At 63.5% G+C, this 20,181-nt stretch carries 17 protein-coding genes and 1 riboswitch; of the genes, 12 read left to right on the forward strand and 5 right to left on the reverse strand.

Annotation, left to right across the window (positions count from 1 at the left end):
* Nucleotides 1-8 precede the first annotated feature (8 nt).
* Genes pcaB through ACFRFQ_RS25590 form a run of 4 tightly spaced genes read left to right on the forward strand, consistent with a single transcriptional unit; the run spans nucleotide 9 to nucleotide 4,573 of the window.
* Nucleotides 9-1,337, forward strand: coding sequence for a 3-carboxy-cis,cis-muconate cycloisomerase (pcaB, locus tag ACFRFQ_RS25575; protein ID WP_378663991.1), 1,329 nt, complete (start codon nucleotides 9-11; stop codon nucleotides 1,335-1,337).
* Nucleotides 1,334-2,515: a 3-oxoadipate enol-lactonase gene (gene pcaD, locus ACFRFQ_RS25580; RefSeq protein ID WP_378663994.1), complete on the forward strand. Its 1,182-nt coding sequence runs from the start codon at nucleotides 1,334-1,336 to the stop codon at nucleotides 2,513-2,515. Before pcaB ends, pcaD begins: the two co-directional genes overlap by 4 nt.
* Nucleotides 2,512-3,336 carry an IclR family transcriptional regulator gene (locus ACFRFQ_RS25585; protein WP_378663997.1) on the forward strand — a complete coding sequence of 275 codons (825 nt, stop codon included), beginning with the start codon at nucleotides 2,512-2,514 and terminating at the stop codon, nucleotides 3,334-3,336. The genes pcaD and ACFRFQ_RS25585 overlap by 4 nt, the downstream gene beginning before the upstream one ends.
* A gap of 25 nt (nucleotides 3,337-3,361) precedes the next feature.
* Nucleotides 3,362-4,573: an acetyl-CoA C-acetyltransferase gene (locus tag ACFRFQ_RS25590; RefSeq protein WP_378664000.1), complete on the forward strand. Its 1,212-nt coding sequence runs from the start codon at nucleotides 3,362-3,364 to the stop codon at nucleotides 4,571-4,573.
* 14 nt (nucleotides 4,574-4,587) lie between these two features.
* Here ACFRFQ_RS25590 and ACFRFQ_RS25595 read toward each other — a convergent pair whose 3' ends face one another.
* The 4 genes from ACFRFQ_RS25595 to ACFRFQ_RS25610 form a co-directional block, all read right to left on the reverse strand.
* Nucleotides 4,588-5,397: a crotonase/enoyl-CoA hydratase family protein gene (locus tag ACFRFQ_RS25595; RefSeq protein WP_378664003.1), complete on the reverse strand. Its 810-nt coding sequence runs from the start codon at nucleotides 5,395-5,397 to the stop codon at nucleotides 4,588-4,590.
* A 210-nt stretch (nucleotides 5,398-5,607) separates the two neighbouring features.
* Nucleotides 5,608-6,957 (reverse strand): DUF222 domain-containing protein, encoded by a 1,350-nt coding sequence (locus ACFRFQ_RS25600; RefSeq protein ID WP_378664005.1) that lies wholly within the window; start codon nucleotides 6,955-6,957, stop codon nucleotides 5,608-5,610.
* A gap of 154 nt (nucleotides 6,958-7,111) precedes the next feature.
* On the reverse strand, nucleotides 7,112-7,963 hold the full coding sequence (locus ACFRFQ_RS25605; protein ID WP_378664008.1) for a hypothetical protein: 852 nt from the start codon (nucleotides 7,961-7,963) through the stop codon (nucleotides 7,112-7,114).
* 44 nt (nucleotides 7,964-8,007) lie between these two features.
* Nucleotides 8,008-8,700 carry an SDR family NAD(P)-dependent oxidoreductase gene (locus ACFRFQ_RS25610; protein WP_378664011.1) on the reverse strand — a complete coding sequence of 231 codons (693 nt, stop codon included), beginning with the start codon at nucleotides 8,698-8,700 and terminating at the stop codon, nucleotides 8,008-8,010.
* Nucleotides 8,701-8,850: 150 nt separating this feature from the next.
* Here ACFRFQ_RS25610 and ACFRFQ_RS25615 point away from each other — a divergent pair, with 150 nt between their 5' ends.
* The 8 genes from ACFRFQ_RS25615 (at nucleotide 8,851) to ACFRFQ_RS25650 (ending at nucleotide 18,656) form a co-directional block, all read left to right on the forward strand.
* Nucleotides 8,851-9,753 (forward strand): LysR family transcriptional regulator, encoded by a 903-nt coding sequence (locus ACFRFQ_RS25615; RefSeq protein ID WP_378664013.1) that lies wholly within the window; start codon nucleotides 8,851-8,853, stop codon nucleotides 9,751-9,753.
* A 154-nt stretch (nucleotides 9,754-9,907) separates the two neighbouring features.
* Entirely contained in the window at nucleotides 9,908-11,284 is a 1,377-nt protein-coding gene (locus tag ACFRFQ_RS25620) for an MFS transporter (protein ID WP_378664016.1), read from the forward strand.
* 66 nt (nucleotides 11,285-11,350) lie between these two features.
* Nucleotides 11,351-12,232 carry a shikimate dehydrogenase gene (locus ACFRFQ_RS25625; protein WP_378664019.1) on the forward strand — a complete coding sequence of 294 codons (882 nt, stop codon included), beginning with the start codon at nucleotides 11,351-11,353 and terminating at the stop codon, nucleotides 12,230-12,232.
* 44 nt (nucleotides 12,233-12,276) lie between these two features.
* Entirely contained in the window at nucleotides 12,277-14,229 is a 1,953-nt protein-coding gene (locus ACFRFQ_RS25630) for an FAD-dependent oxidoreductase (protein WP_378664022.1), read from the forward strand.
* The gene (locus tag ACFRFQ_RS25635) at nucleotides 14,226-15,038 is read left to right on the forward strand and encodes an aldo/keto reductase (RefSeq protein WP_378664025.1); all 813 of its coding nucleotides are present in this window, start codon (nucleotides 14,226-14,228) and stop codon (nucleotides 15,036-15,038) included. Before ACFRFQ_RS25630 ends, ACFRFQ_RS25635 begins: the two co-directional genes overlap by 4 nt.
* A complete protein-coding gene (locus ACFRFQ_RS25640) occupies nucleotides 15,038-16,132 on the forward strand; it encodes a Gfo/Idh/MocA family protein (protein ID WP_378664027.1) in 1,095 nt (364 codons plus the stop codon). The genes ACFRFQ_RS25635 and ACFRFQ_RS25640 overlap by 1 nt, the downstream gene beginning before the upstream one ends.
* Complete coding sequence (locus ACFRFQ_RS25645; protein ID WP_378664030.1) at nucleotides 16,129-17,856, forward strand: FAD-dependent oxidoreductase; 1,728 nt, start codon at nucleotides 16,129-16,131, stop codon at nucleotides 17,854-17,856. Before ACFRFQ_RS25640 ends, ACFRFQ_RS25645 begins: the two co-directional genes overlap by 4 nt.
* On the forward strand, nucleotides 17,853-18,656 hold the full coding sequence (locus ACFRFQ_RS25650) for a sugar phosphate isomerase/epimerase family protein (protein WP_378664033.1): 804 nt from the start codon (nucleotides 17,853-17,855) through the stop codon (nucleotides 18,654-18,656). Before ACFRFQ_RS25645 ends, ACFRFQ_RS25650 begins: the two co-directional genes overlap by 4 nt.
* A 52-nt stretch (nucleotides 18,657-18,708) precedes the next feature.
* Here ACFRFQ_RS25650 and ACFRFQ_RS25655 read toward each other — a convergent pair whose 3' ends face one another.
* Nucleotides 18,709-19,797, reverse strand: a complete 1,089-nt coding sequence (locus ACFRFQ_RS25655; protein WP_378664036.1) for a 3-deoxy-7-phosphoheptulonate synthase — start codon at nucleotides 19,795-19,797, stop codon at nucleotides 18,709-18,711.
* 235 nt (nucleotides 19,798-20,032) lie between these two features.
* Nucleotides 20,033-20,165: riboswitch (cobalamin riboswitch) on the forward strand.
* The last annotated feature ends 16 nt before the right edge of the window (nucleotides 20,166-20,181 follow it).

Consider the following 20,181-nt stretch of genomic DNA (forward strand, 5'->3'; position numbering starts at 1 on the left):
GAGTACACATGTCCACTCGCGGCGCGCTGTTCGATCCGGTGTTCGGTGCCACCCCGGTATCCGAGCATCTGTCAGACCAGGCCTGGGTGACTGCGTTGCTCGACGTGGAAGCTGCACTGAGCTGTGCGGCAGCCACGATCGGGTTGGCGGACGGTACCCAGTGCGCCGCTGTGGCGGCCGCTGCCGCCGAGTTGTCCAAGCCTGGTGGGCTCGACATCGTCGCGCTGGGTCGCGCATCAGCGGCGGGCGGCAATCCGGTCATCCCACTCGTGAAGATCCTGCGTGAACGAGTCGCGCAAGACGGCGTACCCGGCAACGTTGTTCACCCGGGCGCCACCAGCCAGGACATCATGGATTGCGCGCTGATGCTGCTGACGCGGCGTGCAGGGTCGGTTGTGCTTGCCGACCTGACCCGGGCGGCAGACTCTGCAGCTCATCTCGCCCGCCTTCATCGCTCGACGCCGATGGTGGCGAGAACGCTGGGGCAACAAGCACTTCCCACCACTTTCGGACTACTGGCGGCCAGCTGGTTCACCGCGCTCGACGCCGCTGCAATCCGGCTCGACGTCGTGCTGTCGACGTTGCCCGTCCAGTTCGGCGGTGCCGCAGGCACGCTCGCGGCCTCGTACCCGGATGGTCTTGCGCTCGCCGACGCGTTTGCCGACGAACTCGGGTTGGCTCGACAAGTTGTTCCGTGGCACACCGATCGCGTGACCATCGCCGAATTGTCGACCACCCTCGGTATCGTCGCCGGTGCCGTGTCCAAACCGGCCACAGACATCACCGTCATGGCGTCGACGGAACTGTCTGAAGTCGCCGAGAAAACTCCAGGCGGCTCGTCAGCCATGCCGCACAAGCAGAATCCGGTTGCCGCCATCACGGCCCGCGCTGCGGCACGGCGTGTTCCCGCACTCGTGGCCACGGCCCTGTCCAACATGGATCACGAGTTCGCGCGGGCAGCCGGTCCCTGGCATGCGGAGTGGGAAACCGTCACCGATCTCCTACGTCTGGCCGGCGGAGCGGCACATCAATTGTCGGTCAGTCTTGCCGGGCTACAGGTGCACACCGATTCGATGGCACACAACCTCGACATCACCGGCGGCTTGATTCTTGCCGAACGGGTCACGAAGGCGCTCTCGGCGCATACCGATCGCGCTCGTGACATCGTCACTGCCGCAGCCGCTTCCGGTACGCGACTGGACCACGATCCCGCCATCACCGAACACCTGACCGCGGCCGAACTCACCGAACTTCTCGATCCAGCACACTATCTGGGCCACGCCACCGACCTGGTCGATCGGGCCCTCGCCGAACGCCCAACAGGAGGACCACGATGAGCGTCGAGCTCAACTTTCACCAGACCGGCAATCCCGACGCTCCCGCCGTCGTTTTCCTCGGTTCGCTGGGATCCGACCTGTCGATGTGGGCGCCGCAGATTCATGCGCTGTCGAACCGCTACCGCGTCATCGCCGTCGATCACCGTGGTCACGGTAAATCCCCGGTGCCCGCCGGCCCGTACACCGTCGCGGACCTGGCCGGAGACGTCGTCGCCCTGCTCGATTCCCTCGAACTCGAGTCTGTTCATCTGGTCGGTCTCTCCCTCGGTGGTGCCGTCAGCCAGTGGATCGCGGCGCACCATCCCACTCGCGTCCACACCCTGGCGTTGCTGTGCACGTCCTCGCAGTTTGCCCCGACCCAGCCGTGGATCGAACGAGCGCAGACTGTCCGCACCGACGGTATTGCCTCTATCGCTGCGGCAGTTGTCGGACGCTGGTTCACACCCGGACTTGCCGAAAGCGATCCGGAACTTGTTGCACGGCATGTCGCGATGGTCGAGGCAACACCGGACGAGGGATACGCGGCCTGCTGCGAAGCACTCGCGGTGTGGGACGGCCGCGCCGACCTCGCCCGTATCGTCGCTCCGACGCTCCTCATCGCGGGTGAGCAGGATCCGGCGACTCCCCCGGCCACCCTGGCAGCGATCGCCGATGGTATCGCCGATTCCGTGATGCACGTCGTCGATCCCGGAGCGCACCTCGCGAGTGTCGAGCAGGCCGGACGCGTCACCAAACTGCTTGCGGCGCATATTTCCTCGCACACACCGGCCAATGCTCAGCGCAGTGCCGCGGTAGAGGCAGGGATGACCGTCCGTCGTCAGGTTCTCGGCGACGCTCACGTCGATCGGTCCATTGCCGGCGCCACCGACTTCACCGCGCCGTTCCAGGATTTCATCACTCGCACTGCCTGGGGCGACATCTGGTCACGTCCCGGACTCGATCACCACACCCGCAGGCTGCTGACTCTCGCCATACTCACCGCAGTCGGCAACGAACACGAACTCGACATGCATATCCGCGCCGCACTGCGCGGCGGGATGGATCCGGATCAACTCGTGGAAGTATTTCTCCATACCGCGGTCTATGCGGGTGTGCCGAACAGCAATCAGGCTTTTGCGCTGGGTAAGCAGGCACTCGCAGACCTCACGCCGAAGCCCGAGGAGAACACGACACCATGAGCGAAACCAACAGCGACCAGTCGCCGGGGCCGTCACCCGACTACGTGCAGTCGCTGGCCCGCGGGTTGTCCGTCATCAAGGCATTTGACGGCGAGCATCCCCGGCGCACGCTCAGTGAAGTCGCGCGGCACACCGACCTCACGCGCGCGACAGCGCGTCGGTTCCTGCTCACTCTCGTCGAACTCCAATACGTACGTACGGATGGTTCGGTGTTCTGGCTGACGCCACGCGTTCTCGAACTCGGGTACAGCTACCTGTCCAGCCTGTCGCTGCCCGAGCTCGCGGGACCGCATCTGGAGGCACTGTCCGCCAAGGTCCGGGAATCCACCTCGGTCTCCATCCTCGACGGCGACGACGTCGTGTACGTGGCCCGCGTACCGGTCAGCCGCATCATGACGGTCTCGATCACCATCGGCACTCGCTTCCCGGCCTATGCCACGTCCATGGGACGGGTACTACTCGCCGGTCTGCCAGACGACGCGCTCGATCAGTACCTGTCCCGAGTCTCCTTCTCCCGCCTCACCGGCAAGACCATCTCCACTCCCGAAGAACTGCGGGCTGAACTCGACAAGATTCGCGCCGACGGCTACTCGGTGGTCGATCAGGAACTCGAAGAAGGGTTGCGATCACTCGCAGCACCGATTCGCGATGCCAACGGCGACGTGGTTGCCGCGGTGAATATTTCCACTCAGGCTGCGCGCTACAGCACGGAAGCGGTTCTCGCTGAACTTGTTCCGGCTGCAATTACCACCGCTGACGCGATTTCCGCCGATCTCGGCCGCACTCAATCCTCGAACAATCACTCGGCCGCTACACGCTGATCGAGCACACACCAAGGAAGAACTCATGCCTGACGTTGTCATCTGTGAACCGCTCCGCACACCGGTAGGCCGCTTCGGCGGTGTCTTCCGCGACATCGCACCGGAGGACCTCGCCTCGACCCTGATAACCGAACTCGTCTCGCGCACCGGCATTTCCGGTTCCGACGTCGACGACGTGATCCTGGGTCAGGCATCCCCGAACGGTGAGGCCCCGGCCATCGGACGCATCGCCGCGCTCAACGCCGGACTCGGTATCGACGTCCCCGGCATGCAGGTGGACCGCCGCTGCGGCTCCGGATTACAGGCAATCATCCAAGCAGTCATGCAGGTCCAGTCCGGTGGCAGCGATCTGGTTCTCGCCGGCGGCGCCGAATCCATGAGCCAAGCCGAGTTCTACGCCACCGGAATGCGTTGGGGCGTCAAAGGAGAAGCCGTCGCACTCAGCGACCGCCTCGCCCGCGCCCGCGTCACCGCCGGCGGCCGCGACTTCCCCGTTCCCGGCGGCATGATCGAAACCGCCGAGAACCTGCGAGCCGAATTCTCCATCAGCCGCGAAGATCAAGACGCACTGGCAGTGCAATCCCACCAGCGCGCAGTCGCGGCACAGAAAAATGGCGTCTTCGCGCAGGAAATCGTTCCGGTCTCCGTTCCCCAGCGCAAGGGTGACGCGCTCCTCGTCGATACCGACGAGCACCCGCGCGCCGATACCTCGATGGAATCCCTTGCACGCCTTCGCCCCATGCGCGGCAAGCTCGATCCCGATGCCACCGTCACCGCCGGCAATGCCAGCGGCCAGAACGACGGCGCGGCGCTCGCCATTGTCACGACGGCAGAGAAGGCCAAGGCGCTCGGACTGCGTCCCCTTGCCCGCCTTGCCAGTTGGAGTGTTGCCGGCGTCCCTCCCCGCACCATGGGCATCGGCCCGGTTCCGGCGTCGGAGAAGGCACTTGGGCGTCTCGGCCTCACCTTGGCAGACATGGACGTCATCGAACTCAACGAAGCCTTCGCCGCGCAGGCACTTGCAGTTCTGCGTACGTGGAAACTCGAAGCCGACGACTCCCGAATCAACCCCAACGGTTCCGGAATCTCGCTAGGCCATCCCGTCGGTGCAACCGGCGGGCGGATCCTTGCGACTCTGCTGCGCGAAATGGATCGCCGGGAAGCCCGCTACGGCCTCGAAACCATGTGCATCGGCGGCGGCCAAGGCTTGGCTGCCGTGTTCGAACGCCTCACCTGAGAATTGCACCGCACTTACTGCTGAGGGTCGTTCTCGAACCGTCCGTGGCGACCCTCGCCGGCGGCGAATGCCGCGGCTCCACGCGCACCTTCCGCCGCGACAATCGGACAACCCGCGGCGCCTTCCGCTCGCAGCGCTTCCGTGAGCGGAAGGTCGAAGGACCGGTACGCCGATACCCGATCTGCCAGCATGCACAACTGCGGAAACGTTGTGAGCTGCTGCGCCAATTCCTTCGCTGCAGCCAAGGATTCACTTACCGGAACAACACGATTCACCAGACCGAACGAGAGCGCTTCCTGAGCATCGACGGGTCGTCCCGTCAGAATCATGTCGAGTGCGCGCCCCTGCCCCACGATGCGCGGCAAGCGCACGGTTCCACCGTCGATCAAGGGAACACCCCAGCGCCTACAGAAGACACCGAAAACGGCGTCCTCCTCACAGACGCGCAGATCTGCCAGCAAGGACAATTCCAGCCCGCCAGCTACGGCATATCCACTGACAGCGGCGATCAGCGGTTTCGACAGCGCCAGCCGACTGGGGCCCATCGGCCCCGTACCGCCACCTTCCGGGTCCAACTCATGCAAGCGCGACGGATCATTCACGGCCGTCAGATCGGCTCCGGCACAGAATGTTCCACCAGCGCCCCAAAGTATTGCGACCTGCGCCGCATCATCAGCCTCGAAATCCAGAAATGCGTCACGCAACTGCGCGGCCATCGGTCCGTCGACGGCATTCTTTCTGTCCGCACGGTTCAGGACGATGGTGGTGACGCCACCCTCGCGCTCTACATAGACATCGCCGAGTGGGCGATCCGAGTCAGTCACTGCGCTTCCTCACTATCCGCGGACAGGATCCCTGTGTCTACACTGCCACGTGTCTACACTGCCACGCGGGAAATGAATCGTCAGCCGTTCGTGTGATCAGCACGTAGGCCCGAGAGCTGACCTTTGAACCTTCGCATGCGTGTGAGCTTCGCATCGGCTGGCTGGTGATGCGAAGCTTCCACACGGTATGTAGTTCCGGCGCAGCCGGATTCAGTCCCGGTGGACGGGGCCTTGGCGGGTGGTGGAGCGTCGGCGGCGTTGTTTCGGGTCGATCGCTACTGGTGGGATGAACCAGGGTTTGCGATCATCGCCCATTTTGATTTCCCAGATACCGCGGAACCCGCTGGTGCTGTGAATCAACGTGTGGTGGCTCCGGCAGAGCAACACGAGGTTGTCCATCACCGTCACACCGCCCGTTGACCACGGTTTCATATGGTGCGCGTCGCACCAAGCCGGAACGGCATCACAGTTCGGGAAGGCGCAACCTTTGTCCCGGGCGATCAACGCGATACGTTGCTCAGCTGTGACGAGGCGCTTGAGCGGTGTCGCATCGAGGGGTGCGCCGTTACCGTCCATCAAGACGGTCGAGAGCATGCAATCGCACGCGAGCATCCGAGTTTTACTGACGCTGAGCGGTCCCATCCACGGCATGTACCCGACATCGAGATCCTCGAACACAGACTCGTCATCCAGATCAGGCGCGTCATCACCCTCGGCTCGCATGGTGGCGCATTCCCGATGCTCGGCAAGGTCTTTCGCGGTGATGTGCACATTCACATGCGGACGCTGACCACCGTCAATGCCGGTGACAGCGTTGTCCAGATACCGGCGGATCAACTCCGTGAACGCGTCGGCGGTGCGTTTGGCTGCCGACCGCGCATCCGGGGTCCCGTCCGCAGCCGGTTTCGGCATCGACAGACCCGACAGCGCCGATAACAACATCTCGCCGGTGAGTGCGTCGAAATCGCCCTTGATGACGACCCGACCATTCAATGTCGGCGCGATACGTAACGCATTCAGATCGTCATCCTCACCGGGCGGAGGTTCGTCGGATTCGAAAATCCGCTCCAAAACTGCAATCGCATACCGCAGCTTCGTGGTGGTCGCTTCCACTCCGAATGCGGCGGCGAGAAGCGTTGCGATACAGTGCGGTAAAGCACTCTCTGGCATCCCTTTTGGTGGGGACTCGCAGAACGCGGCAATCAACGCCGCATGATCGAACGACAGGTCACCCGCCTCGAACTGCGCAGCAATATCGGGAAATGTCCGCAGTGCGGCACCGAGAGCGGCGATCTTGTTGCCGGCCGAGGTCTGCAGCATCGTATTCGCTGCCAACCACCGGCCCACACCGCGGTAACAGAGCACCTGCTCGTCTGGATTCAGTGCCAGCTCGTCGACCGCGGCAACTCGAATCGCTTCCAACCGAAGAATTTCCGCAGACGCAGCGACGGCCACGTCACGAACCTCCGCCGGCTGCAACCGCCACAACCTGCCACGCACACCCACAGCCGAACCGGCTACAACATCCCCCACCGCAATAGAATCGAAAACAGTAGTCATCAAGGCCTCCCCACCCTTGGCCTAAGTATACTCGAACATCCATTCGAATCAAGAGACATATCGGGCACATTCGGCCGAATAGTGTTTACAGCCATCAGCATTGATCAAATTCGAAGTCACTCGTAGGCGCGTTACTCGCACTGCCTGACCCCAACTAACGAGGATCCATCCGATAATGCAAGGCCATGGCCCGCGCTCGCCACAGACGCAATTCATGATCGGTGCGCAGCACCCCTTCAGAGTCCTCGAACACGTGGAACCGCTCGTGGATCGGAACTCTGGCTGCGTAGACTTTTCCACCCTCCACCACGGTGACATACGCTCCGACGTCCCCGAACGCTCCCGGCCCCGAGGTCAGCAACAGGGAACCGTCGTCGCAGACTTCGGGACGCAGGAACACCTGAACATTCCCGGATTCCAGGGGGAAGGTGACGTGAACGCAGGGCTGAGCACTGTTTGGCAGCAACGTGATTCGGTAGTACCCGCTGAAGAGGTAGTCACCTGACTTTCGCAGTGTTCGCAGCCAGGCCGAACCCGCATGCAAGCCGTCTGCATCCAGTACGCGCGTTATCGAACTGTCGACGCCATACGCAACTGACATCGGGTTTACGGGCAGCGCAAGTTGCTGCACGCGCCGGCCGTAAAACCGCTCGACCAGCGATCCCCATGGCGCAAATCCCGGCGACCATTGTGTCCACGCCTGCATTCGCCATGTCGAGGTTCGCTCGTAGAAGTCACGGATGGACGGCGTCAATCGTGACGGATCAAATTCCGGCCCCGCCAATGTGTCCATGCAGGGCACGAGACCCTCGACTGACGCTTGCGCAACAACGGTGCCACCGATGCGCAACGCTTCGATGGGGATCCAGCTGTCTTCCACCGGACCGCGTACCGCTGTCGGCGCTTGTAACCACGCGTCTTCGGACAGGTCGATTTTGCGGCCGACTCCGCGCCAGAACACACGCGTCGCGCGATCTGCAACAGGCCACAGACGTTCCCCTGCCATTCGACGTCCCCCTCGCCTTCATGCCTGGTTATCTCACCTGGACACTAGTACGTTGCGCGTCCTCCACTGGCGTCGTACACCGCACCGGTCGAGTAACTCACGGCAGTCGAGGACAACCAGCCGATCAGTTCGGCAATTTCGTCCGACGTACCCATCCGTGACATCGGCGTCAAACTCTGCGAGCGAGCGAGAATCGCGGGATCCGTGCCCTCATTCATCGGACTTTCGACGGCCGCCGGAGCCACGGCGTTGACCAGCACGCCGGTGGTCGCGATCTCCTTACCCAGCGACTTCGTGAGTGCGATGACGGCCGCCTTCGACGCGGAGTACGCGCTCTGGTTTGGGTTACCGTCTTTTGCGGCAATGCTCGCCAGATTCACCACGCGCCCCCACCCTGACGCGACCATGCCGGGAACGAAGGCACGGCACATGAGGAAGGTTCCGTCCACGTTGATCCGGAACGTCCGCTGCCAGTCGGCGAGCGAGACATCGACCAGCGGCGCCGACGGTCCCACGATGCCGGCACTGTTGATCACGATGTCGACCTTGCCGATGCGCGCGCGCAAATCGTCGACTGCGGCAGCATCTGTCACGTCGAGGCGCTCGTCGGCCCCCTCTGCAATGTCAGCCGTGATGGTTCGAACACCATTGTCGGACAACAGTTTCGAACAGGCTGCACCAATTCCGCTGGCGCCGCCGGTAATCAGCGCAACGGCGCCCTCTGGATAGCTCTGCATCAGTCTCATCTCCCGGAGATCATGTGCGCTCGGCACTCAATTTAAGCTGCGAATAGATATAATCTGCGTCACACTGTGTACGATTTTTGAATATATGGCGTCGGGCAGAGTCGTCAAAATCAACAGTCGACATCAACGAAGGACACATCGATGGAAATTCGCTGGTTGCACGCGTTTGTCGCGGTCGCGGAAGAGTTACATTTCGGCCGGGCCGCGTCACGGCTGCAGATGGCTCAGTCGCCGCTGAGTCAGATGATTCGCAAACTCGAGAAGAACATCGGCGTGCAACTGTTCGAGCGCAGCACCCGCACCGTCGCGCTCACCTCCGGTGGACATGCTTTCCTGCCACACGCTTATCGGGTTCTCGAAAACATGGAAACCGCCCGTCAAGCCACCCGCGCGTCAACCGGCGGCGTCTACGGCCGGGTGGCAATCGGTTTCACGGGCGTGCTCAACCACCAGGCGTTGCCACCATTGACGCGAGCCTTGCGCCAGCGATACCCCGAGGTCGAATTGACGCTCCTCGGCCGCATCATGACCCGCGACGCAGTGACACAACTCGAGAGCGGAGCACTGGATTTGGCGTTTGTCGGCCTGCCGGTGGCTGCGGCGCCGTTGTCCACTCGCCTGATCCGTCGTGAAGCCTTTGGCGTCGTACTGCCGATCGATCACCGACTGGCTGCCGAGACGGAAATCGACCTGCGTGAACTGGCCGACGACGGATTTGTCACCACGCCCATGGCTGCCGGTTCCGCCCTGCAGGAGACTGCGATGCGGGCCTGCATGAATGCCAACTTCCGCCCGCGCGTGGTTCAGGAAATCACCGACCCCTACATGATCCTGATGCTCGTCGCTGCAGGTGTCGGCGTCGCCTTGATGCCGTCGGGAATGGCGGGCATCACCCCTCCCGGTAGCGTCTTCGTTCCGCTCACCGGCGAGCCGACCTACATGAACCATGGAATCGCCTGGTCACCCCGCCGCATGACCGACGCCCTCGCCGTTGCACTCGCCACGTCGGAGGAAATCCTCCCCACCCCCGAGATTAAGACGTAATTCGTCATTATCTGAGACTCATTTAGTGTTGGACGCGCCATAGTCCTTCATGGCATCGTCGTCTGCGCCGCCGAAAGGTGAGGGACGTCACCGATGCGTGGCGCATCACAAAACGTGCCACCACCGTCGGCCAATCGGGACGAAAGGACTACCCATGGCGCCTCCGCCTACCCCCGCAGCTTCCACCACCGGGACCGACGAAAAACCGAACTCCAACGCTCGGCGAGCCGCAGTGTCGGGTTTTCTCGGCAGCACACTCGAGTACTACGACTTCTTCATCTACGGCTCTGCCGCCGCACTGGTGTTTCCCAAGATCTTTTTCCCCGGCGGCGGCTCCACAGCGACGCTGCTCTCCATCAGCACGCTGGGCGTCGCCTACGTCGCCCGCCCGCTCGGCGCAGTGTTGTGGGGACACCTCGGTGACCGTTACGGCCGCAAGAACGCACTCCTCGCGTGCCTCCTGCTCATGGGTGTCGCGACCATCGTCGTGGGCTGCCTGCCGACGTACGACCAGATCGGCATCGCAGCACCGATCGTCCTCGTCTTGCTTCGCTTACTCCAAGGTCTGTCCGCCGGCGGTGAATCACCCGGCTCGTCGGCGCTGACGCTCGAACACTCACCGGATCATCGCCGTTCGTTCTTCACGTCGTTCACCATGAGCGGCATCATGTTCGGCATCGTCATCTCGAGCTTGGTATTCATCCCCGTGGCAAGCCTGCCCGACGAAGACCTCTACTCGTGGGGTTGGCGAGTTCCCTTCTGGCTCAGCATCATCGTGACCGTCGTTGCACTCTGGCTACGACGCGCCCTCGACGAGCCGGAGGTATTCGAAGAGCTGAAGGAACAGGACAACACCGCCGGGATTCCCGTCGTCGAAATGTTCCGCTCGCACTGGCGCACCGTAATTCGCATCAGCATGAGCTCGACGTTCGCGATGATCAACACCATCGTCAACGTCTTTGCCCTGGCCTACGCCGTCGAATCCGGTTTCGAACGCTCGACGATGCTGTGGGCAATTGCCACCGCCAACTTCGTTGCAGTACTTACCCAGCCGCTGTTCGGCATTCTCTCCGATCGCTACGGCCGCAAGCCCATCTTCGTCATCGGCGCGATCGGTGCCGGCCTGATGGTCTTCGTCTTCTTCCATTCGATCGGAACCCAAAGCGTTCCTATGGTTTTCGCTTCGGGCATCGTCATGATCGGCATCTTCTACGCCATGCCCAACGGGACATACCCAGCGTATTTCCCGGAACAGTTCCCCGCCAAGGTTCGCTACACCGGTATGGCCGTAAGCCTCATGCTCGGCCTTCTCGTCGCCGGCTTCACACCGGCAATCGCCCAGGCGCTTTCCGCGGGCGACAAGAGCAACTGGACGCCAGTCGCGTGGATGTGCCTCGGCTTTGCCGTCGTCTCCGCCATCGCTGCCATGTGCGGCCCGGAAACCTACCGGACGCCGACAGCGGAACTCGGCGAACCGAAATCGACGTCGCTCACCAAGCAAGACCCCGAGCTCACCAGCAACAACGCTTGACCGGACCGGCCCCTCGCGCTGACTCGCGCCGCGAGGGGCCGTCCCCACTTATGCAGGAGAAATGTCATGCCTACCGAATCCACCACGCACCGGATCGGCCTTGTCGGCGCGGGAATCACCACCTCGCTCTCGCCGGCGCTGCACTCTCACGAAGCGGCAGCACTCGGTCTCGCCGCCTACAGCTACGAACTGATCGACCTCGAGGCAAGGAACGTCTCGGTCGAGAAGACCGGCGAGTTGGTACGCGCAGCCGTCACCGGCGGCTTCACCGGGCTGAACATCACGCACCCGTGCAAGCAGGTTGTCGTGGACGCCCTCGACGAGCTGTCGGACAATGCCCGACTGCTCGGTGCCGTCAATACGGTTGTCGTCGAGAACGGCCGTCTGATCGGCCACAACACCGATCACAGCGGATTCCTCACCGCACTAAGGCGCGGTCTGCCCGACGCCGCCTTGGATCGAGTTGTCCTCCCCGGCGCCGGTGGAGCGGGTTCGGCAGTGGCGTACGCACTGGCCGCGGCCGGTACGACGGATCTCCGCATCGCCGACGTCGACGCCGAACGCGCGGCCGACGTGTGTGCGCGCGTCGCCTCCGCATTCCCCGCCACGCGCACAACTGCTTTGACAATCGGTGAGATCGCCGACAATCTGGCGACAAGCGACGGCGTCGTCAATGCCTCTCCGATCGGTATGGTCGGCCACCCGGGAACCCCCTTCGATCCCGCTGCGCTCCACTCCGGTTTGTGGGTTGCCGACATCGTCTACCGGCCGATGCGCACAGAATTGCTCGACGCTGCACTCGCTCTCGGATGCCAGGTGCTCGACGGTGGTCAGATGCTGGTGGCGCAAGCCTCCGACACCTTCACCCTCCTGACCGGAGTCGAAGCGGATACGGATCGGATGCGACACCACTTGAGCGAGATGCTTTCCGAAATGGCAAGCGCATGAGCACAGTCGAATACACACTCTCGCGAAATGCTCCAGGAGCACTCATGAACGCAACCCAGCCGTTTGCCGAACCTCTCGACATGGGCAAGGTACGGCTCCGGAACCGATTCGTATCTGCTCCGATGGAACGCAATTACTGCGAAGTCAACGGAACCATGACGGACGAGTACATCGCGTACCTCGCCCGGCGCGCCGAAGGTGGTGCAGCACTGATCTTCACCGAGGCAAGTTATGTGCGCGCCGACGGCAAGGGCCGCATCCGGCAGATGGGCGTCGACGTCGACGAACGAATTCCCGGCATCAAGAAGATGGTCGACGCGATCCACGCGCACGGTGCGCTCGTCGGAGTCGAACTGAACCACGGTGGCCGCACGGCTCAGGGTTCGGTCAGCGGCTTTGTTCCCGTTGCCCCGACTCCGATTCCGTGTTTGGTTGTCGGCGGCGAGATGCCCGAACAACTCGACGGCGACGACATCGAGCACATCATCGAGTGCTTCGGTGAGGCTGCTGCACGGTGCCAGAAGGCCGGAGTCGACGTGATCTCCCTGCATGGCGGACACGGGTATCTGATCCACCAGTTCCTCTCCCCGGCTTACAATCACCGCGACGACGAATGGGCGGATCCCACTCTCTTCGTCAACAGAGTCATCGCTGCGGTACACGAGCATGCTCCGGGAATTACTCTCGGACTTCGATTCTCAGCTTTCGAGGGCGTCGAAGGTGGACTCGATGCCGAGGCGACCCGTGCCCGGATCGACGCCATCGACACGGACCGACTCGATTTCCTCGACGTCTCCGCAGGCAACTACGAAGCGGGACAGTGGATCATCCAACCCGGCGAATGGTCGCGTGGCCTCCTCGCGCCGTACTCCGAGCAGTACCAGCGCGACTTCCACATCCCGGTGGGAGTAGCCGGCCGCATCACGTCACCTGAAATCGCTGCGCAGATCATCGAATCCGGGCAGGCGAACTTCGTCAGCATGGCTCGCACTCTCCACGCTGATCCGGACTTCCCGAATCGCGCCATCGACGGCGGGCGCTACCGTCCGTGCATCGCGTGCAACTACTGCATCGACAGCCTGGCCGCCGGACCGATCCCGTGCTCGGTGAACCCCTGGGTCGGACGTGAATTGGATCAGCCCACTAAGCCTGCTGATGCCACTGCGCGGGTTGCCGTCATCGGCGCCGGACCCTCCGGAATGGCTGCTGCCCGTGACCTCGCACTTGCCGGCCATCACGTCGACCTGTACGACGAACGCCCCAGTCTCGGTGGCGACTTCGCTTTGGCGTCGGCGCTGCACGAATACCCCGAATACGGGCGGATCGTGGACTGGTACCTCGCCGAACTGGCTGAACTCGGGGTGCAGTGCCACACCTCGACCAGAGCTGACGCAGCGCTGCTCTCAGGCAACAACTTCGACGCGATCGTTCTTGCTGCCGGTGGGCACGGCCCCGCAACGGAGCTTCCGGGCGCGCAGACACGAACCGTCCGCGACGTCCGTGAGTTCCTCGTTTCCGGAGATCCTGCCCCCGCCGCTGTCACCATTTTCGGAGCCGACCGCGAGGCTGCCGCTGTCGCCGACGATCTCCTCCAGAAGGGCACGCGGGTCGTGATGATCGGCCCCCAGGAAACGATCGCGCACGACGTCGGACGACGCGGCAAGATCGTGCTCCTGCCGCGCCTGGCCGCAAGTGAGAACCTCACCACCTACCTGAGCTCGATCGTCACCAAGGTCGCCGCCGACCGTGTCACGATCTCGACTGGCGGTGTGCTGAGTGAGGTCGACGCTCCCGGCGAACTGCTGATCTCGCAGGGCGTCGAGCCGCGCTCGGAACATCTGGCCCAACTACGTTCACTGGCACCGCGACTCGGTGTCCATACTGTCGGCGATGCGAGCGGAGACGGCGGTTCCATTCATGCCGCACTCGTGACCGCAGCCGATGTCGCCGTCACGATCACCGCCGCCGCTGCGGCCCGTCAGGAGGTTCACGCATGACCGCGCCGATCACAACCGCGCTGCCGCCCATCGGACTTGGAACCTGGCCCCTGGTGGGCGCCGACGCCACGAAGTCCGTTCTTTCCGGCATCGAGGCTGGATACCGGCTCATCGACACCGCCGCGATCTACGGCAACGAGGACGCTGTCGGTGTAGCGCTAGCTGAGTCCGAACTTCCTCGAGAAGAAATGTTCGTCACCACCAAACTTCGTGGCAACGACCAGGTTTCCGGCGACATCCGGGGAGCCCTCGAGCAGAGCCTGGAGCGACTGGGGCTCGACCAGCTGGATCTCTTCCTGATTCACTGGCCGCTTCCGCGAATCGATCGCTATGTCGCGTCGTTCGAGTCCATGCTGGCCTGCCGCGACGCCGGACTGGTTCGGTACGTCGGTGTGTCGAACTTCCTGGAGCACCATCTACGCCGGCTCGTCACTGAAGCCGGTGAGGCGCCGGCCGTCAACCAGATTCAGATGGACCCGTCGCTCGCGCGAATCCCGGTGCGCCGCGCGAACGACGAGCTCGGCATCTTCACCCAGTCGTGGAGCCCGCTCGGCCGGGGCGACGTACTCGACAATGCCGTTGTCGGCGATATCGCCGGTCGAATGGGTTGCGCCCCAGCGCAGGTTGTCCTCGCGTGGCATGTCGCGCAGGGCGTGGTCCCGGTCGCGCGGTCCGCAAATCCGACGCGCCAGGCCGAGAATCTGGCGGCTCTCGACGTGACACTCACCGCCGAGGACGTCGCCGCACTGAACAGTCTCGATCGCGGCGAGTCCGCCGCTCGGGACGTCGAAGCAGAGGAACATTTCTGATGACGTTGAAAGTCGGAATCGTCGGCTGTGGCAAGATCGCCGGCAACCATGCCCGAGCCCTGCAACAAGTACCCGGCGTCGAGGTAATCGGCTGCTGCGACCCCGATCTCGGACGCGCCCAGGAATTCGCGGCACTCCACGAGATTCCCACAGCTGTACGTTCCGTTGACGAACTGCTTGCTCTCGGCCTCGACGCCTGCACTGTCTGCACGCCGCACCCGGTACACGAAGAGGTTGTCGTGGCCGCTGCCGAAGCTGGTGTTCATGTGTTGTGCGAGAAGCCCATCGCGGTGGATGTTGCTGCGGCCGACCGCATGATCGAGGCCGCGGATCGAGCCGGTATCACCTTCGGAGTCCTCTTCCAACGCCGCTTCTGGCCGGCAGCGCGTCGTATCCGCGACGCCATCGACGACGGCCGGATCGGACTACCCACGCTCGGTGAGGCGTCAGTGATTCTGCATCGCCCGCCGCACTACTACTCCGCCGACGCGTGGCGTGGACGGTGGGACACCGACGGCGGCGGTGTCCTCATGACTCAGGCCGTGCACCAGATCGACATGCTGGCCTGGTTCATGGGCGAAGCCGTCTCGGTCAGTGGCTTCATCCGCACCCATACTCACGGTGACCACATCGAGACGGAGGACAGCGCGTCGGCTGTGATTTCATTTGCCTCAGGTGGTACCGCAACCGTTACTGCAACAACGGGTGCCAATCACAACCTGGGTAACCGCGTCACGGTGATCGGGCGCTCCGGTGCCATCGCCAGTGTCCTCGAGTTTCCCGAAGGACACGAGGGTGTCAACGAAATCTGGACCGTGCCGGGCGAAGTGGAGTTCCAGTCGCCGTACTCCGCGGACGTCGACGCGAATCTTGATGTGGGCGCGGTCAATGCGGCACTGACCGACTTCCACACATTGCAGGTGCAGGACTTCGCCGACGCCGTCCTGACCGGGCGCGAACCCGCCGTCACCGGACGCGACGCCCGCGCGTCGCTTGCCATCATCGCCGCAATCTACGAATCGTCACGAACCGGGAAGGTTGTCGAACTGTCGTCGACGCCGACCCTCGCAACAACTGCCAAGGAGCAGAAATGAGCAGCAGTTCCCCCCTCACCTACGACGTGGTTGTCGTGGGCTCCGGCGCAGGCGGGCTTTCCACAGCAATTGCCGCAGCAGATGGCGGCGCGTCCGTCCTCGTGGTCGAGAAGGCCGACACCTGCGGCGGCGCAACGGCATGGTCGGGCGGGTGGATGTGGACTCCGCGCAACATGTTTGCCATCGCCGACGGGGTTGTCGAAGATCGATCCGCTCCCCGTACCTACCTGGAGAACCGACTCGGCGACAACTTCGACGCCGCCAAAGTGGATGCACTCCTCGACGGCGCACCGGAGATGGTCGAGTTCTTCGAACGCAAGACCGCACTGAAGTTCGTTCCCGGAACCAAGATCGCCGACATTCACGGCGACACACCGGGTGCCGGCACCGGTCACCGGTCCGTCGGACCGAAACCGGTGAGTCTGCGAAAGCTCGGACCAGATGTTGCGGCGCTACTGCGTCGACAGTTGTACGAGACGTCATTCCTCGGAATGGGCATCATGGCCGGACCCGACTTGCAGGCGTTCCTGCACTCGACTCGGTCACCGAAAGCCTTTGTGCACTGCGGTGTACGTGTCACCAAGCACATGTTCGACCTCGCCACCAAGCGTCGTGGTCAGCAACTCGTCAACGGTACCGCCCTGGTCGGCATGATGCTGCGTTCAGCCCTCGATCTGGGCGTCGAGTTTCGGGTGAACACGTCCGCGACCGCGTTGCAGACCGATGACGACGGCCGCGTTGTCGGCGTCCGCCTCGAAGGTCCGGACGGCGCGTACTCGGTGACTGCCAATCGCGGTGTCGTTCTTGCAACGGGCGGCTTTGCACAGGACATCGACCGCCGACGTGAACTGTTCCCGCGCACCCCCACCGGCAACGAGCACTGGTCACTCACCCCGAAGACAACCACCGGCGACGGCATCACCCTCGGCGAATCCGTGGGCGGACGACTCGACCGCACGCTCGCCTCCCCCGTCGCGTACTGCCCCGTCTCCATCGTTCGTTACCGCAACGGCAAGGAAGGTGTATTCCCGCACATTCTGGACCGCGGAAAGCCCGGTGTCATCGGAGTTCTCGCCGACGGCAAGCGGTTTGTCAACGAAGCACTCGGCTACCACGACTACACGCTCGCGATGGTCGAGCAGGTTCCCGAGGGCGAAGAGGTGTGCTCGTGGTTGATCGCCGATCAGCAGTACGTGCGCTACCTCCCACTCGGTATGGCGAAGCCACTGCCGATCCCGATCCAGCCGTACCTACGCTCGGGATACCTCACACGTGGGCGCACGGTTCGGGAACTGGCCGAGAAGATCGGTGTTGATCCGGCGCAGTTGGAGAAGACCGTCTCGACCTTCAACACCGGAGCCCGCAGTGGCGAAGACCCCGAGTTCGGTCGCGGCACAACACCGTTCAACCGAGGATCCGGTGATACCGCCAATCCCTGGCCGAACCCGTCGCTGGCACCCCTGCAGAAAGGCCCGTACTACGCGGTGAAAGTTGTACCGGGTAGCTTCGGCACCTTCGCCGGACTGGTCACCGACTCGTCGTCGCAGGTGCTCGACGACAACGACCGCCCCATCGAAGGACTGCTCGCTGTCGGCGTCGATCAGGCCAGCGTGATGGGTGGGCACTACCCGTCCGGCGGCATCAACCTCGGCCCGGCCATGACGTTCGGTTACCTGGCCGGCCGGGAACTGGCCGGCGCCAAGACAGTTGGAGCGCACGTATGACACTCTTACTCGGGCTGGCAGCCCTCACCGTGCTCGATACCGCGCCGATGCAGCACGTCGACTTGGCCGAAAAGCACGGCTTCGACACCATCGGCATCCGGTTGATGCCCGCGGCACCGGGTACTACTGCTTACCCCCTGCACGAGGACAAGCAGGGGTTGAACGAACTGGTGCGTCGACTGGATGATTCACCGGTCGAGGTATTCGATCTCGAAATCATCCGTCTTGCAGCCGACTTCGATCCCGCCGACTACGTTCCGCTCCTCGAGGCGGGAGCACAGCTCGGCGCCAAGGCCGTTCTGGTCGGCGGCGACGACCGCGACCGCGTTCGTCTCACGGACTCCTATGCCCGCCTCGCGGAACTGTGCGCGAACTACGGCATCGTCGCCTCCCTCGAGTTCATGCCGTGGACCGCTGTGCCCGATGCGCGGGCCGCGATCGAGATCGTCTCGGCCGCAGACGGTCCCGCTCGAAGCGTTCTCGTCGACGCATTGCACACCGACCGCTCGGCAACAACGCTCGAGGATCTCGAGTCGATCCCGCGCGAATGGTTGCACTACGCCCAGATGTGCGACGGTTCGACGCCCACTCCCGAGGACGACGCAGAACTGATCCGTCACGCCCGCGAGGAGCGTCTGGTGCCCGGCACCGGAGGCATCGCCCTAGCCGACATCTGGTCGACTTTGCCTGCCGGTCTGCCGGTCAGCATCGAATTGCCCAACGAACCGCTGCGCCGCGCCGTCGGCACGGATGCCTGGCTGGAACGCCTGGTCACGGCCACGCGAGAGGTTCTGGCGTAAACCTGCTGTGCGCCTTTGTTAACCGCCCGCGGTTAACAAAGGCGCACAGTTGCTAGCCGCGCCGAGCCGCAACAGCCTGTGCCAAACGATCCAACTGCGCTGCCGTGGTGGCCCAGTCGATGCACGCGTCGGTGATGGACTGACCGTAGGTGAGCTCGTCCGCCTTGCCCAAGGTCAGGTCCTGACGGCCGGCCTCGATGAAGCTTTCCAGCATGACGCCGGCGATTCCCTGCTCACCTGCGGCGAGACGAGCTGCGATGTCGTCGAGCACGATCACCTGACGCTCGTGATCCTTGCTGCTGTTGCCGTGGCTCGCGTCGATGACCACGCGCTCGGGCAGGTTCGACTTACGCAAGCGGGCAAGGGTATCCGCGACGGTCTCGGCGTCGTAGTTCGGTCCGTCGCTGCCGCCGCGAAGAATGACGTGGCAATCGGGGTTACCGGCGGTGCGGATCAAGGCAGCCTGACCGTCAAGGTCGGTTCCGGGGAACACGTGGCTTGCGGCAGCGGCGCGGGTACCGTCGACGGCTACCTGCACATCACCCTCGGTGGAGTTCTTGATTCCGACAGGCATGGACAGTGCACTGCACAGCTGGCGATGCACCTGGCTCGCAGCGGTCCGAGCGCCGATTGCGCCGTAGCTGACCAGGTCCGCAATGTACTGCGGCATGATCGGGTCGAGGAACTCACAGCCGACCGGCAGGCCGAGGCTCGACACGTCGAGCAGCAGCTTGCGTCCGATGCCCAGACCGGTGTTGACGTCGTAGGTGCCGTCGAGATGCGGATCGTTGAGCAGGCCCTTCCAACCCAGCGTGGTGCGCGGCTTTTCGAAGTAGACACGCATGACGATGTGCAGGTCGTCCCGCAGTTCTTCGGCCTTGGCAGCCAACCGGCGGGCGTAGTCCATCGCGGCTTCGGGGTCGTGCACCGAGCACGGTCCGACAACAACGATGAGACGATCGTCCGTGCCGTTCAGGATGTTGACAGTATCGGCGCGGCCGCTGCGCACAGTGGCGGAGGCGACCTCGTCGGGAGCGTGCTGGGCGCGCACAGTCGCCGGCGATACGAGCGGACTGATACTCACAGTGCGCTGATCGTCGAGGCTGTCCGCTGTGGCTGTGGTGTCGATGGTGACAGTCATGGGGTTTCGGTTTCCTGTTCTCAGGCCGACCCCAGAGATGAAATGAACTCCAGCGAGCCGGTCTGTAATCCGGCTCTTGGGTGGAGGTTGTCAGCGCGTGGTTACGCCGGCAGGCCCACCCGGGGCCGGCCTGCTAAACCAGAAATAGACGCGCTGCATGACGGCCACGATACCTCGAGTGCCGAGGTGGTCAATTCCACCCCTGGCGTTCGCGGGGAGAAACAAGCGTCTCGGTATGGTTGACGTGGCCGTTAGTGCGGCCACGATCGGCGAGGGAACCTGGTGCAAGTCCAGGGCTGACGCGCAACGGTGACGAACCTTCTTCAGGGATCGAAGTCCGGATACTCGCTGATCGAGCACGGCGAATTCTCGGCTCCGCGAATC

Origin of the sequence: Rhodococcus sp. NPDC056743, assembly GCF_042790355.1 — a bacterium.
GTDB lineage: Bacteria > Actinomycetota > Actinomycetes > Mycobacteriales > Mycobacteriaceae > Rhodococcus_F.